The sequence below is a fragment of the Borreliella afzelii genome, assembly GCF_014202295.1.
Taxonomy (GTDB): domain Bacteria; phylum Spirochaetota; class Spirochaetia; order Borreliales; family Borreliaceae; genus Borreliella; species Borreliella afzelii.
In genome coordinates this window covers 318,520-333,213 of record NZ_JACHGM010000002.1, presented here as the reverse complement: position 1 = coordinate 333,213, position 14,694 = coordinate 318,520, and the positions used below count along the sequence as shown (strand labels likewise).

At 28.6% G+C, this 14,694-nt stretch carries 15 protein-coding genes; 2 read left to right on the top strand and 13 right to left on the bottom strand.

All coding sequences use genetic code 11. From position 1 onward, the window contains the following. Positions 1-52: 52 nt before the first annotated feature. The 5 genes from map to HNP63_RS03735 form a co-directional block, all read right to left on the bottom strand. A complete protein-coding gene (gene map, locus HNP63_RS03755) occupies positions 53-808 on the bottom strand; it encodes a type I methionyl aminopeptidase (RefSeq protein ID WP_011600837.1) in 756 nt (251 codons plus the stop codon). Next, positions 801-2,468, bottom strand: a complete 1,668-nt coding sequence (locus HNP63_RS03750) for a tetratricopeptide repeat protein (RefSeq protein WP_004790627.1) — start codon at positions 2,466-2,468, stop codon at positions 801-803. The genes map and HNP63_RS03750 overlap by 8 nt, the downstream gene beginning before the upstream one ends. A 1-nt stretch (position 2,469) precedes the next feature. Beyond that, on the bottom strand, positions 2,470-2,883 hold the full coding sequence (gene nusB / locus HNP63_RS03745; RefSeq protein WP_011600838.1) for a transcription antitermination factor NusB: 414 nt from the start codon (positions 2,881-2,883) through the stop codon (positions 2,470-2,472). A gap of 36 nt (positions 2,884-2,919) precedes the next feature. Continuing rightward, on the bottom strand, positions 2,920-3,930 hold the full coding sequence (locus tag HNP63_RS03740; RefSeq protein WP_004790326.1) for a peptidylprolyl isomerase: 1,011 nt from the start codon (positions 3,928-3,930) through the stop codon (positions 2,920-2,922). A gap of 77 nt (positions 3,931-4,007) precedes the next feature. Then, the gene (locus HNP63_RS03735) at positions 4,008-5,201 is read right to left on the bottom strand and encodes an acetyl-CoA C-acyltransferase (protein WP_004790730.1); all 1,194 of its coding nucleotides are present in this window, start codon (positions 5,199-5,201) and stop codon (positions 4,008-4,010) included. Positions 5,202-5,316: 115 nt separating this feature from the next. On the opposite strand from HNP63_RS03735, the gene HNP63_RS03730 reads away from it, so the two are divergent. Then, entirely contained in the window at positions 5,317-6,681 is a 1,365-nt protein-coding gene (locus tag HNP63_RS03730) for a hypothetical protein (RefSeq protein ID WP_183227242.1), read from the top strand. Between the two features lie 16 nt (positions 6,682-6,697). Here HNP63_RS03730 and dnaB read toward each other — a convergent pair whose 3' ends face one another. The 6 genes from dnaB to HNP63_RS03700 form a co-directional block, all read right to left on the bottom strand. After that, positions 6,698-8,065 carry a replicative DNA helicase gene (dnaB, locus tag HNP63_RS03725; RefSeq protein ID WP_004790447.1) on the bottom strand — a complete coding sequence of 456 codons (1,368 nt, stop codon included), beginning with the start codon at positions 8,063-8,065 and terminating at the stop codon, positions 6,698-6,700. Between the two features lie 3 nt (positions 8,066-8,068). Then, entirely contained in the window at positions 8,069-8,590 is a 522-nt protein-coding gene (gene rplI / locus HNP63_RS03720) for a 50S ribosomal protein L9 (RefSeq protein ID WP_004790335.1), read from the bottom strand. Between the two features lie 16 nt (positions 8,591-8,606). Next, positions 8,607-8,897, bottom strand: a complete 291-nt coding sequence (gene rpsR, locus HNP63_RS03715) for a 30S ribosomal protein S18 (RefSeq protein ID WP_004790283.1) — start codon at positions 8,895-8,897, stop codon at positions 8,607-8,609. A 14-nt stretch (positions 8,898-8,911) separates the two neighbouring features. Further along, positions 8,912-9,361: a single-stranded DNA-binding protein gene (locus HNP63_RS03710; RefSeq protein WP_015055319.1), complete on the bottom strand. Its 450-nt coding sequence runs from the start codon at positions 9,359-9,361 to the stop codon at positions 8,912-8,914. Positions 9,362-9,372: 11 nt separating this feature from the next. Continuing rightward, the gene (rpsF, locus tag HNP63_RS03705; protein WP_004790432.1) at positions 9,373-9,792 is read right to left on the bottom strand and encodes a 30S ribosomal protein S6; all 420 of its coding nucleotides are present in this window, start codon (positions 9,790-9,792) and stop codon (positions 9,373-9,375) included. A gap of 138 nt (positions 9,793-9,930) precedes the next feature. Beyond that, on the bottom strand, positions 9,931-11,625 hold the full coding sequence (locus HNP63_RS03700; RefSeq protein WP_183227240.1) for a PTS transporter subunit EIIC: 1,695 nt from the start codon (positions 11,623-11,625) through the stop codon (positions 9,931-9,933). Positions 11,626-11,826: 201 nt separating this feature from the next. Between HNP63_RS03700 and trhA the strand changes: the two genes are divergently transcribed. After that, entirely contained in the window at positions 11,827-12,528 is a 702-nt protein-coding gene (trhA, locus tag HNP63_RS03695; RefSeq protein WP_015055321.1) for a PAQR family membrane homeostasis protein TrhA, read from the top strand. Here trhA and rseP read toward each other — a convergent pair. After that, positions 12,525-13,826, bottom strand: coding sequence for an RIP metalloprotease RseP (gene rseP / locus HNP63_RS03690; protein WP_004790194.1), 1,302 nt, complete (start codon positions 13,824-13,826; stop codon positions 12,525-12,527). The two genes, trhA and rseP, sit on opposite strands and share 4 nt — an antisense overlap. A gap of 21 nt (positions 13,827-13,847) precedes the next feature. Then, positions 13,848-14,693, bottom strand: a complete 846-nt coding sequence (locus HNP63_RS03685) for a phosphatidate cytidylyltransferase (protein ID WP_235189319.1) — start codon at positions 14,691-14,693, stop codon at positions 13,848-13,850. Position 14,694 lies beyond the last annotated feature (1 nt).

The window sequence follows — 14,694 nt, the reverse complement described above, 5'->3', positions numbered from 1 at the left end:
CATAATTAATTAATTTTATAAACAATATTTTAATATTTGATTAATTTGAACTTTAAACTTCACTTAAAATTAAAGGCAATCCATCAACAACAGCAACAGTGTGTTCAAAATGTGCAGAATAACTAAGATCAGATGCAAAAACGGTCCAACCATCACTCTTTATTGAAACCTCATGCCCCTTTAAGTTTACCATAGGCTCAATAGCCAAAACCATACCCTCTTGAATTCTAATATTTTTAAAAAAAGGAGCATAATAATTTGGAACACTTGGTTCTTCGTGAAGCTGAAATCCAACACCATGGCCAGTATATTCTCTAACTATTCCAAAACCAAATGGTTTTATATATTCTTCTATTGCTTTTGATATATTTAAAATTCTATTTCCCACTTTCATCTCAGCAATACCCTTGTAAAGAGAAGCATTTGTAACTTCTAAAAGTTTATCGATACTAGGATCCACATTCCCCACTTTAAAAGTTTTTGCCATATCGCTATAAAACCCATCAAGAATAACCCCACAATCAATACTAATAATATCCCCATCAGCTAGTTTTCTTTTTCCAGGAATACCGTGAATAACCTCTTCATTAACAGATGCACAAATGGTACCCTTAAACCCATGATATCCTTTAAAAGCGGGTTTAGCTTTATTTTTAATAATAAAATCATAGGCTATCAAATCAAGTTCCTTGGTGCTAATACCAGGAACAATATTTCTCTCTATTTCTAACAAAGTAAGCGCTAATAAGCTTGCTGAAGCTTTTATTTTTTTAATCTCATCTTTAGATTTCAATCTTAGTTTAGTCAAAATTCAACTTCCTTTCTCTAAGTGTATCTATCATATTTTTATAAAGCCTTCCTTCATCGGTTTTGTAAAAAGAATAAGAAGTTAAAATAGATTCTTTGCCTTTTTCCATTTTTCCCAAATAAAGATAATTAATTCCTTGTTTTAAGTAAATTTTTGATACAAGCTCACGCTCATAATGGGTATTAACATCTTTATCATAAAAACTACTAGGCAATAAAGATATTCCTTTATTAAAATATCTTTCTGCTTCTTTATAATCCTTCTCAGAAAAACTCAAAACCCCAAGATTATAGTAAATTCCAAACATATATGTTGGAGATTTACTATCAAAAATTATCCTTTTTGAACTAATAAAATCTCTTTTAAGGAAATAATAATAAAATTTATAAAAATCATACCAATCTTGTTTATTTCCAGAAAAACTATATATTTTAAAAAATAAATCCAAGTCCTTTAAATCTGAATAAAGCAACAAATTCCAAGCCAGAAATTGTGCAATACTAGAATTGTAGTCTGTCTTGTAAAACAGTCGCCATAAATAAGATTTTTTTGCCTCATACTCAGAATTTGCATAATTTAATGCAAAATAAATTTTAAAAAATAAAGGATCTTCCTTGTAATTAGCTACAATTTCATTAGCTTTAAAATAATTCTTAATTTTTAAATATATGCTTGCTAAATAATAACTTATTATCTTATTGCCTTTAAATACCTCATTAGCCTTATTCAAATAAGAAATTGCTCTTTTAAAGTCATTCTCGTTATTAGCTATAAGTGCAAGATTTAAATAAACAAGAACACTGTAATCAGGAAATTTTGTATAAAGCTTTAAATATTCATTCTTGGCATTCTTAATATCGCCTTTTTTAAAATAAGCATCAGCAAGCAAAAAAAGCAAAGCAGGATCATCTCCATTTTTAAAAAACTTAAGATTGGAAATTGTAAAATCCAAATCATTAAGATTGTATGAAATATATGCAAGCTCTTTGAAAAAGTTTTTGTCTTCTTTAATTTTAAAAAGTATACGCTTAGCAGCATCTATGTTTTTTTTCTCTATATACAAAAGCATTGCATTTACTAAAAATGCATTATTTTTAAGATTTAAACCCATCTCTTCAAAAACACGAGCATCCTTTTCTCTATAAATTTTATCAATAAATTTATTAAAATCTAAAACCTTATTATCTGCACTTAAATTTTTCATAAAAACTTCATCGTAAAGACCCCGATACTCTTCACTATTTAAAAGATATTGATTTGCAATTTTATAAGCGTCTTTTAAAACTCCAATTTTAAGCTTAGAATAAACTTCTAAAGCCCTTAGCTTTAAATTACCTGGCAAAACTTTAACACTAAGATTTACTATATCCCCCATAAGATGGTAGTCACCTGTATTTAAAGCCCAAATCTTAGCTCTTTTAATAAGAGCTAGCCACTTAAATTCGGTATTAGCATAATATGATGAAAATCGTATTGCTTTTTTAGCATCATCAAATTTTTTTCTATCGATATAAAAATCAATTCCTATAATAAGCTTGCTAAAATCTTTCTCACCTTTCAAAAAATATAAAACATTGGGATTGAAATAGAAATAAAAACCACCTAAAAAAACCGATAATAAAAATAATAAAATAAACACTAAAGTTTTATTTTTTTTCAACTCAATTCTCCATATTTTTTAATAAAGCATCAAGTATGCCATTTATAAACTTGCAGGAGTTCTTACTCCCATATTTCTTGGCAATCAAAATTGCATCATCAATTACAGCACGCTTTGAATTTTCAAAATTTTGGAACTTCAAAGAATATACACCCATTCTAAGTATTGCAAGATCAACCTTATCCATTCGATCTAAGGACCAATTCCAAGAAATATCCCTAATCAAGCTATCAATATGCTCTAAATTATTAAAAGTACCATTTACTAAAGAAGAATAAAACGACTTAATAGATTCATTTTCTATATCCAATCCTTTATCCTCAATATTGAAAATATCAAAAATATCATCCATTGCGCTTTGATTAATATCAATACTATAAATCTTTTGAAAAGCCAAAACTCTAACTTCATGCATTAAATCCATACCAAAATTATATAAATAAAAATATTTTTATTTTAGACTAGAATCCAAAATTTGTATACTTGCAGACTTGTTAAGCTTACCATACACATCTTGCTGCACTTGAACAACAATTTGCTGTTGCTGAATATTAACCATGTTATTTCTTATTGCATCTTTGACAATCAAATCTGTAGCAGGCGATACTTTATCATTCAAGCCTAAAAATCTCTGCGCATATTTTTCTGTAACTTTAACAATATGAAACCCTTCCTTTGAAGCAATAGGCGAAGATATATCACCCTTATTAAAATTAAAAACCTCTTTTATAAAATCAGGTCCAAGAAGATTTTGAGCATTTTGATCATCCCTTGACAAAAACCCAAGATCTCCGTTTTTAGCTTTGGAAGACTCATCATTTGAATATTTTCTTACAGCTTCTTCAAAAGTAATTTTTTTTGATCTTATTTGGCTTAAAATATTTTTTGCTTGATCTAAAACATCTGATCTTTTTTTATCCTTAGTAGAAAAAAATACATGACTAACTCTTGAAATATCGGGATTTACAAATCTAGTTTTATTAGCCTCATAATACTCAATAATTTCTTTCTCACTAGGAGTTTTAACTTCAGAAAACCTGGGCTGAGCCTGCTTTAAAACAAGTTTTTGGGAAGACAAAGATCTTTTCATTGAAGATAAAAGCTCACCCCAATTTGTACCTTGTTTTTCTATCATCTGCTTGATTTGCTCATCAGTAAAATTTACAAGTCCAAATTGAGTTCTAATCGTTTGCATAACCTCATCATCTGAAATTTTAATTCCTTGCTTTGAAGCCTCTTGACTAAAAAGAACATCTGCTATTAAAACTTGCAAAACTTGCTTTTTCTCAGCAGCAGTTAAATCTCGACCTTGAGTCTTTTTAAATATATCAACCTTGGAGTCAAAACTGGTTTTAGTAATAATTTCATTTTTATATAAATTAATAATAGCAACAGGAGTATTTTGAGCAAAAGAGTTAATCCCCACAGTTCCCAATATTACCAAAAATAAAAAACTCTTCATAACATAACCTCTTAAAAGAATCACTTACCCACTAATTTAACAAAAATTTACATTTAAATCTAGTTAACAAAACATTTTCATCTATACAAAAAACTAGAAATTCCTTGTCCGCCACCAACACAAACAGATGCTATTCCTTTTGCTTTATTCTTCATTTTCATAGAACGAGAAAGTGTTAATAAAATTCTTGAACCGCTAACTGCAAATGGATGCCCTAAAGCAATAGCACCGCCATTTATATTAATAATATCGCTAGTTATATTGTATTTTTTAAACAAGGCCTTTTCAATACTTAATGCTTGAGCCGCAAATGCTTCATTTACTTCAATCAAATCTATTTCGCTAGGGTTTAAACTTAATTTACTAATAATGCCTTCAATAGCTGCATAAGCTCCAAAACCCATATAAAGCGGATCAAGCCCTACACTTTTAAATCCTCCAATATAAGCTAATGGACTTATTCCTAAGCTTTTTGCTTTTTCCTCACTTGCTAAAATTAAAAAACAAGCCCCATCATTTAAACTAGAAGAATTTCCAGCGGTTACTGTGCCTAATTCTTTAAAAACAGGATTAAGAGATGCCAGTTTATTCAGAGTTACATTATCTCTTATTTCCTCATCGCTTGAGACAACCCTGCTAGAATTAGTCTTCTTATCAAAAACAGTCAAAGGATAAATTTCATCTTCAAAATATCCAAGTTCTCTTGCCTTCAATGCCTTTACATGAGAATTATATGCAAATTCATCTTGCATCTCTCTTGTTATTTTATATTTTTCTGAAAGATTTTCTGCCGTAAGTCCCATAGAAATAAAATTTAGAGAATCTATTAAGGCATCTTTTTGAATTGAATCTTCAAGTTCAAAATTACCAAATTTAAGACCGTCAAATCTAATCTTTCTGGGCAATAAATAAGGAGAATTGGTTAGATCTTCCACTCCCCCAGCCAAAACAATATCATTGTTTCCAAGAACAATAGAGTTAAATGCAAGTTCCAAAGCCTTAAGACCAGAACCACAAACCTTATTAACACTAAATGCAGGCACGGTATCGCCCAAATTAGACTTTAAAGCAATTTGCCTTGCAATATTTTGACCAAGTCCCGCAGATATTACATTTCCAATAATGACCTCATCTACTTCACATAACTTATTTCTTCCAAGCAAAGCTTTAACAACTTTTGAAGATTCATCAATAATATCTAAACCTCTAAACGAACCTCCAAACTTGGTATTAGGCGTTCTAAGTCCATCAATAATAGCTACTTTTTTCATCGCAAATACTCCTAAAGTCTTAGCAAACTCTATTGAATTATACAATACAATAGCTCACTATAAAAACTACACTTAATTAATAAAAAAAAATAAACTAAAGTGTTATAATTTTTAAGTGCGTTTTAAAAAAATACTTTTCATAATATTTATAATTTCTGCTTTGAAAGCTTATTCTTATAATCATGCAATCCAATACAAAAATGAAGGTATTGACAAATATTCTTTTGAAATACTAAATGATGGGTTTGGATTTTCATTAAGCGATTTTTTTGATGATTTGAGAAGTGGTTCTCTAATTTTCACCTATATTTCAAAATACAATTTTATAATAAATTTAGAAGCACACATGTTAACTTTTAGAGGCTATAAAGACTCGCCAAAATCTTTAATTAGTAGAACAGACTTAATTGAAATAGGTTTCATGTATTACTTTCCAATCTTATTGCTAATTAATGGAAAAAATTTTGGAGAAATAGACTTGGGAATTGGAATTAAAAACTTATTATTTGGAAACTGGGGAGGACGCTTAATGCAAAGTATAATTCACCTCATTTTAAATCAACATCGTCCAATTCCAAGCATAAAAAGCTACGATAGCTACAATTACAGAGGCTTTTTAAGCTTTGCTCTAAATTACTCTTACATGAATTTTTTAAATTTAGAAAATTATATGGATTTATCTTATTTTGCAGATTATTTTATCAAAAACAGTATTGGAATTACTTTAAAAAATGAAAATATTGGATTTGATATAAAACTTTATTCCCAAATTCAAAATCGAATTAAAAGCCTTAAAACATATTCAAAAATACAAGAAGCAGAAACCGGAATTGGAATAAATTATCAACTTTACTCTAAAAATTTTTTCATAACAAATAATTTAAACATTAAAAATTTTTCAACTAAAGAAAATTTCTTAAGTGTTGGGGGATTTGGAATAATCATTACACCTGAAGAATACACAACAATATCAGAATCGAAAAATGAATTTAATATTTTAAGTAATAATTTTTACTTTGGATTTGATATTATGATCCCATTTAAAATAAGAAATTTAATATTTTATAAAATAAACGAAAACATCAGCCATTACTTTTCAATCTCAACAAATTATTACACTAATTACAATGAAACTAATAGCTTTACAAATAGATTATCATCGGGCATCATGTATGAATTTCTACCCCAAAAAACATTCAATCCTTACCTCATTGCGGGATTATTTTTTGCCTACAATCAAAATAACCAAGATATTAAAAGCATCTTTAGGCCAATAAGAATAAAAAACGTTTTTCAAGCTGGAATTGAAAATGAATTGGGATTTTTATTCAAAATGCTAAAATACCATAACACAGAGTATATTTTCAAAATATATTCAAAAGTCAGTTATGTTCCTTTAGCTTATAACCTAGATGAAAAAAAATTAGAAAAACATTCTATTAACTTTAATTATTTGGGAGTTGGGATAGTCATTAAATAACAATATTAAAATTAAATTAATACTGATGGTCTTTGTTAACAAACTTGGTAATGTGTGGCAAAAATAATATATCTGCTCTCCCCGTAGGACCATTTCTATGCTTTGCCACAATAACCTTAGTTTCTATTGGTTCTATCTCAGCAGAAGACTCAAATTTAAAATCTTTATCTCTGTGAAGTAAAATTACAATATCAGCGTCTTGCTCTAATGCACCTGATTCCCTTAGACTAGCAAGATTAGGTTCTCGCCCTTCTGTATCTCTTGTAAGTTGAGACAATGCAATAATAGGAATTTCAAGCTCTCTGGCAAGCTCTTTAAGAGATTTGCTAATCGAAGCAACTTGTTCATGTCTTGGAAGATTTTTTGTTTCAAAAGAAATAAGACTAATATAATCAACAAATATTATATCTATACTATAAAATCGCTTAAGTTTTCTAGCTTGAGTTGCTAAAGTTAGTAAACTAATATTGGGAGTATCTTCAATATAAAGCTCAGCATCACTAATCTCATTTACAACATCATTTAATGATTTTATCTCTTGTCCAGATAAAATGCTATTTTGAACTTTAAAGCTATCAATACAAGATTGAGACGATATTATTCTTTTTATTAAAGCATCTGCTGTCATTTCAAGAGAAAAAAATCCTACTTTTTTCTTTCCTTCTTTTCTCAATGCTATAGCAGATGCAATATTTAAAGCAAATGCCGTTTTACCAATACTAGGACGAGCACCAACTATAATAAAATCACTATTTCTAAATCCCCCAATAAGAGAGTCGACCTTTCTAAAGCCACTTGGAATACCAAAATTTGCTTCCTTTTTCTTCATACTGCGTTCATATATCTCATTATGAACACGTTCTGCAATAACTTTAGCATGATAGAGATTTTTACTAGAATAATCTAACTCAATTGAAAGAATCTTTTGCTGAGATTCTTCAACAATCTCATTAATAGTTTTTGTAGAATCACTTATATAGTCATTAAGTTCTTTAGAAACATTTAAAATACTTCTACGAACACTTTGCTCTTTTACAATTTTTGCATAAACATTAATAGTTCTATCTGTTGGCAAATAAACTGAAAGTGAATCTAAATAATCTGGTAAATTAATTAAATCTTTTTTAAGCAAAAGTTGTGTTTTTGAAACATGCTTAGATACTTCTTCAAAAACAGTAATGGGATCAATATTTTCCCTTTTTTCATAAAGCGAAACCATTGCTTTGAAAATCAACTTGTGAGTTTCATTGTAAAAATCATCAGCTCTTACATGAAAAGCAATTTGCTCTAACTTATCTGAATTATAAAATATACTAGAAATTACCGCTTTTTCTGCACCATCATTAAAAAGAAGTGCAGAATTTGAAAAAGCTGCTAAAGCCACAAACTATACCCTTTCTCTTTCAGCTTGCTCATCTACTTTATTTAACTTTTTATTTAAAGGCTTTTTATCCTCTTGCTTTTCTTCTTTTTTTATCTCTACTTTAATAATAGAGCTAATGCCTTCATAAAGCTTAATTGTTACATCATAAGTTCCAAAAGTCTTTAAAGTTCCATGATGTATATCTATTTTTTTTCTCTCTATATCAAAACCAAGTTTAAAAAGTTCCTCAGCAATATTCAAACTGTTAATGCTATGAAACAATTTGCCAGAATCATTGGATTTCATAAAAAATTCTAATTTAACCAGATCAAGCTTAGATTTCAGATCGTTGGCAATTTGTTTTTTTGTTTCTTGCTTTTTTAATATTGATCTTCTTTTTTGATTGAAAATCTCAACATTATGTTTATTTGAAAAAACTGCAAAACCTTTGGGTAACAAATAATTTCTTGCAAATCCATCTCTTACCTCTACAGTATCTCCTTCTCTTCCAAGATTAATAAAATCTTCCTTTAAAATCACTTTCATAATTACCCCTAAATAACTATTTTTTTACAAAAGGCAACAAAGCCATATATCTTGCTCGTTTAATTTCTAATGCCAAACGCCTTTGATGTTTAGCAGAAGTTCCAGTAATTCTTTTAGGTAAGATTTTACCTTGCTCGGTAATAAACTTTTTAAGAAAATCAAACTCTTTATAATCAGGATGTTTGCCAGAATCACAAAATTTACATGACTTTCTCTTAAAAAATCTAAAATTTGAATTTTTTTTAAAACCATCCTGCTGATTTTCAAATCTTGAATCTCTTTGATTTACATCTCTATCTTTATACATAAACTTAAACTCCATTAAAAAGGTATATCTTCATTAAATTTATCATCAACAATATCAATATCCTTAATTGCATCTTCTTTTTTATAGTTTGTCAAACTATTAACATCTGAATCTTGCATTTGAAAAGTATTAGAACCTGAACTAAACATTTGCAAATTATCTACAAATATATTCACCTTACTCCTCTTATCACCAGTATTCCTATCTTGCCAGCTTTCATATTTAAGAGATCCACTTACCACAACTTGTTTGCCCTTTTTCAAATATTCATTAAGACTTTCGGCTCGTTTTGAAAAAATAACACAATCAAAATATTGTGGATAATCAATCCATTCATCGTTTTTTTTCATTCTTCTATTATTGGCTAAAGAAAACCTAAGAACAGCCATACCACTTTCTGTATAAGAAAGCTCAGAATCTCTTGTAAGTCTGCCAGATAATACTAATGAATTGATATCAGCCATTCAAAACCCTCTTATTTTTCCTGAATATCTGCGCTTTCAGAACTTGTTGGCACTTCGATTTTAGAGCCACTTTTTAGATTTTCTTTGTCAATATTGTCTTTAAATTCCCTAAAGTTTCTTCTTTTAATTTTTTTAGTATTGATCTTTCTAACTATTTTGACCAAAATCATATACCTAAGCAAGCTTTTAATTAACTTAAGCTTTGATTCAAATTCTTTTAAATTATTACCTTCCATACTAAATTCTATTATTTCATAACGACCTCTAGCTTGCTTTTTGATAGGATATTCTAAGGCCCTCTCACCAATAAAATTGCTAATAATATCAGTTGCACCATACAATTCTAAAGATTTTTTAACTTCTTCTAAAGAACCTTTATACTCAATTTCTTCACTTTTAAACAAAAAACACGCCTCATATCTTTTAATCACTATAAAACTCCTTATGGTCTAACGCATTGCAAAATATGCAACAAAGGTTACTTTGTTAGTATATAAGAGAGACTAATTTTTTTCAACAATAAAAACTTTATTTATAAAACAAAATAAAACTAAAAATAATCTAAACTCTTAATCTTCTTCTAATTCACTAAGCTTATAAGCTTTTCCTGATTTACCTTGCTTTTCAAGTTTTTTGTCTTCTTTCATTTCAATATAAGTCTTAAAGCCTTTTTTAACATTGTCAACTGCAACCACAACACTAGCTTCAAAAAGACTTTTTGGGGAATAGGTATCAATAGCCTTTTTAATATAAAACACATTAGATCCATAAAATAACTGCACCTTGCCATTAATAAGTCCTATCTTAAGAACTCCAGCCTCTTTAAGCAAATCATTATCAATAAGCTCAGTATTCACAACATCTACATGCAATCTTGTAGAACAAACATCAAGCTTTATAATATTATCAAATCCACCAAGACCTTGAATTAAAAGATGAGCAATCCCCAGGCTCTCTAGCTTACCTTCTTGACCTTCAAAAAATGGATCATCTGCAATAAATATCTGAAAATCAAAATATCTATAAAGACAACTAAAAGTAAAATAATAAAGAACAAAAAAGATCGCCCCTAAAGGCATTGCACTGATCCAATTTGTCTTAGAATTCCCTTGAAGTATTCCAAACATAAAAAAATCCAAAAACCCATTAGAAAAGGTATTGCCAATCGTAATATCAAAAAAATTAGCAAACAACAATGCAAATCCCGAATAAATGGCATGAACAAAATAAAGCAAAGGTGCTGTAAAAATAAATAAAAATTCTAAAGGTTCAGTTATTCCAGTCAAAAAAGCCGTCAAAGCACCAGAAAAAAGAAGAGCTGCAACCTTACTTTTATTCTCATGAACAATGCCCTTATAAACCCCCAACGCTGCTCCAGGCAATCCAAACATAATAGATAGATAAAATCCACTACCAATCTTAGCAAAGCCTGATGAAAATTTAACAAGTGATGGATCTAATAACTGGGCATAAAATATATTCTTAAGACCCCTAACAGCATTACCATTAATTATCTCTACTCCCCCTAAAGAAGTAAACTCAAAAGGAAAAGATAAAATAGAATGTAATCCTAAAGGCAATAACAACCTATTTAAAAATCCATAAAGAAAACTGCCAAAATATTCAAATCTAAAAACAAACAAGCCCAAAGATGCAATTAATTTGTCAAAACTTGACCAAATCAAACAAAAAAATATAGCCAAAATAACACAAAAAGGCAAAATTATTACTACGGGCACAAAATGGCACTCTGAAAAAAAAATAAAAGGCTTTGGTAGCTTCATATTATAAAATTTGTTATGCAAATAACCAACCAAAAGCCCTACCGCTAACGAACCTGCAATTCCCGTATTTAAAGTTTGAACGCCAAGAAAATTTATACGCCCCACAGAAGACATTGCCTCTGCTTCAACAAGGCCTGAAAAAGTCTCAATAAAATAATTTTCAGTAATATTAAATGTTAAATAACCAATAAGGCCTCCTAAAGCAGCTGTTCCCTGTCCTATTCTTGCAACTCCAACAGCAATCCCAATAGAAAAAATTAAAGGCATATTAAAAAGAATAGCATTGCCTATAGCCTTCATTAAACCTAAAACATCTTGAAAAAAAAATTTATCAAAATAAACAATATTGGAAGGATTTGAAAATACAGATCCAATACCAATCAACAAACATGAAACCGGTAAAATAGAAATAGGCACTCGTAGTGCTTTAGAAAATTTTTGCAAACTTGAAAAGTTAATTATTTTAATAAAATTAATCATGCTAAGCCTCTCCAATGCTAATTTCAGCAAACACTATTTATTATAAAGCTTTTTTTATAAAAAAAAACTTATTTATAAAACAAGCTAAATATTTAGACTAGATAAATCAAGTAAGATTTAATTTAATCTTGAGAAAATCTTACAATTAAAGTAATGTATTATAAGTTTTTTATAAATACATGATCAAACGGAGGTAAAGTTGTGCTTACAGAAAACAAACTTAAAAATTGCTCATTAAGCAATATTAATACAAGTAAAATACCAAAGAATGAACTTTTTAGTTCTATATCGCATCTTTTTGGAATTATTTTGTCTATAATTGGAACAACAATTCTTATTACAATATCTGCTCTTAAGAAAAAAGATTTACATATACTTGTATTCTTTATTTATGGATTTTCAACGACTCTATTATATGTAATGAGCACTCTTTACCATATATTTCCAAAAGGAAGTAGGATAAAAAAAATATTTAGAAAATTTGATCATATTTCAATATTTATTCTAATAGCAGGAACATATACTCCTGCATGTGCAATCCTTGTGCCAAATAAATCAGGGATAATAATCTTATCTATAGTATGGAGTCTAGCTATAATCGGAATCATTTTCAAGGCAATATTTACAAATAGCCCCGGGTGGTTTAATGGATCTATATTTATAATCATGGGGTGGCTTATCCTTTTTAAAATTAAGCCTATTTACGAAGCTCTTAGTGGAAAAGGATTTTTTTGGCTAGTTTTTGGTGGAATCGTATATACAATAGGCGGAATAATATATATATTAAGTAAAAAATTCAATCCAACAATTAACATGAAAATGCATGATGTATTTCACATATTAATAATAATTGCATCGGCATCTCACTTTTGGCTTATGCTAAAATACATTTCTAATTTTTAATTTAATATATGTAAAAGACCCTTCAAATCGTTAAAAAGGCCTAAGCCAAAAAGAAACAGTGCAAAAAAAATACCAAAGCTATAAAAAGAATAAATGGTTTTGGCCTTAAATCTTTTTCCACGTAAAAGTTCAATAAAGCTGATAAAAATTTGTCCCCCGTCAAAAACAGGTATTACAATAAAAAACAAATTCATGCCGGCAAGAATTAAACTCAAGACAGAAATGTTATTAATCCAATACAATAGTCCTAAAGAATAAGATGAAGAGAGAATTCCTATAATTCCAACAGGGCCTGATACACTCTTGGAGGTATTTAAAAAATTTGTTATCAATAAAAAAATAGAATACAAAATGTCTTGCAAAGCATTTACAACCTTAAAAAAAGAATTCTTAATAGCACTTGAAACATTTTCTACTTTAATTAGCCTTTTTAAAGGCGGTGAAAAATATATGCCAATCATTTTACTTTTATCCTGAAATACTAATTTTGAAGAAAAAATTTCTCCATTCCTAGAAAACTTAATCTCCACAACATCTGAATTTAAATTCTTAAGCAAATCATCTAAATCTCTTTTATTTTTCAAAAGAATATTATCAATGCTAATTATTTCGTCACCCGATTTCATTCCCGCAATTTTAGCAGGCGAATCTAAAACTACATCTGCTACCACAAGATCAATCCAAGGGCCAATTTCTTTTAAAAAATCTTGCAAACTAACGGTCTCTTCAAAAGTAATATTTTCCTTTCCCCTTAAAACATCAAATGTAACTGTAGATTTTTTTTCCGGAATAATATTTCTCAAATCAGAGAAATATTCAATTTTTTTATTATTAACCTTTAATATAATATCACCATCTCTAAATTTATCTTTTAAAAAAGAATTTTTATTTAAAATACTAACCTTTGAAGAATGGTCAAAATATATAATACCCATCATACTTATAAAAATGAAAACAATAAATGAAAAAATCAAATTAAATAAAGGACCTGCAAAATATATTAAAATTCTTTTAAAATGTGAAATTCCAAACAAAGAATCTTTATCTGCTTCTAATTCTTTATTTGCCTTAAGTTCCTTTTCTAGGTGATCAAATCCTTTAAGCTTGCAATATCCTCCTAGAATAATTGGAGAAAGTCTATACTCAGTACTATTAATTTTAAACTTTAATATACTAGGACCTATACCCACAGAAAAAACTTCAACCTTAACTTTAAAAAGCTTGGCAAATAAAAAGTGCCCCAGCTCATGAATAAATATTATAAAACTAAGAGCCAGCACACTAAAAAGAATATACATAAAAATTTCCTCCAAAAATCACTAAGATAAGTATAAATAAAATATTGGGCCTGTCAAAAGAAAAGAATCAATCGAATCAAGAGCCCCACCTCTACCAGGAATGATTTTCCCAGAATCCTTTACTCCAGCACTTCGTTTCAATCCAGATTCAAACAAATCACCAATAATGGTAAAAACTCCAATTAAAATGCCAAAAATAATAGATTCTCCATAGCTTAAATTTATTAATCTAAAAACTACCGCAAATATAGCAGTAAATATAGAAAATAAAATGCCCCCAAAAAACCCCATTAATGTTTTATTTGGACTAATAATAGTAGGACGATAACTATTTTTCCCTAAAAAATAGCCAAAAAGATATGCAAAAGTATCGTTTCCACTTACCATAGCAAAAAGTATTAACATTAAAAATGGGGCCTTAGGAAAAGTTGTAATAGAAACTATAAAAGACATTAATACCCCGGGATATATAAGTATAAAAAGTATTGACGTTGCTTGAGACAAAAAGTTTCCAATCTCATGTTCTTTAATAAATACTAAATTAACAATCCAATTACTAAACACTAACGCTATAACCAAATAATATACAACATTCATGCCTAAATAAAAAACATTAAAATGAATATACGTTAAAATGGGGGGAGTAAACCCTAAAAAAAAAGATAATATACTCGAAAGTCCTGACGATTTAAATTTTAATAAATCATTAACTTCTTTTGCGGCAAAACCACTAAATATAAAAATCAAAATATTAAGAAATAAATAATTTTTAAAATCTAAAAATATTAAAAATAAAATCAAAGGAACAAAAAATAGAAATGTTCCCAACCTTGCAAAAAAAGCAAATCTCTTAACCTTACTCAACAAA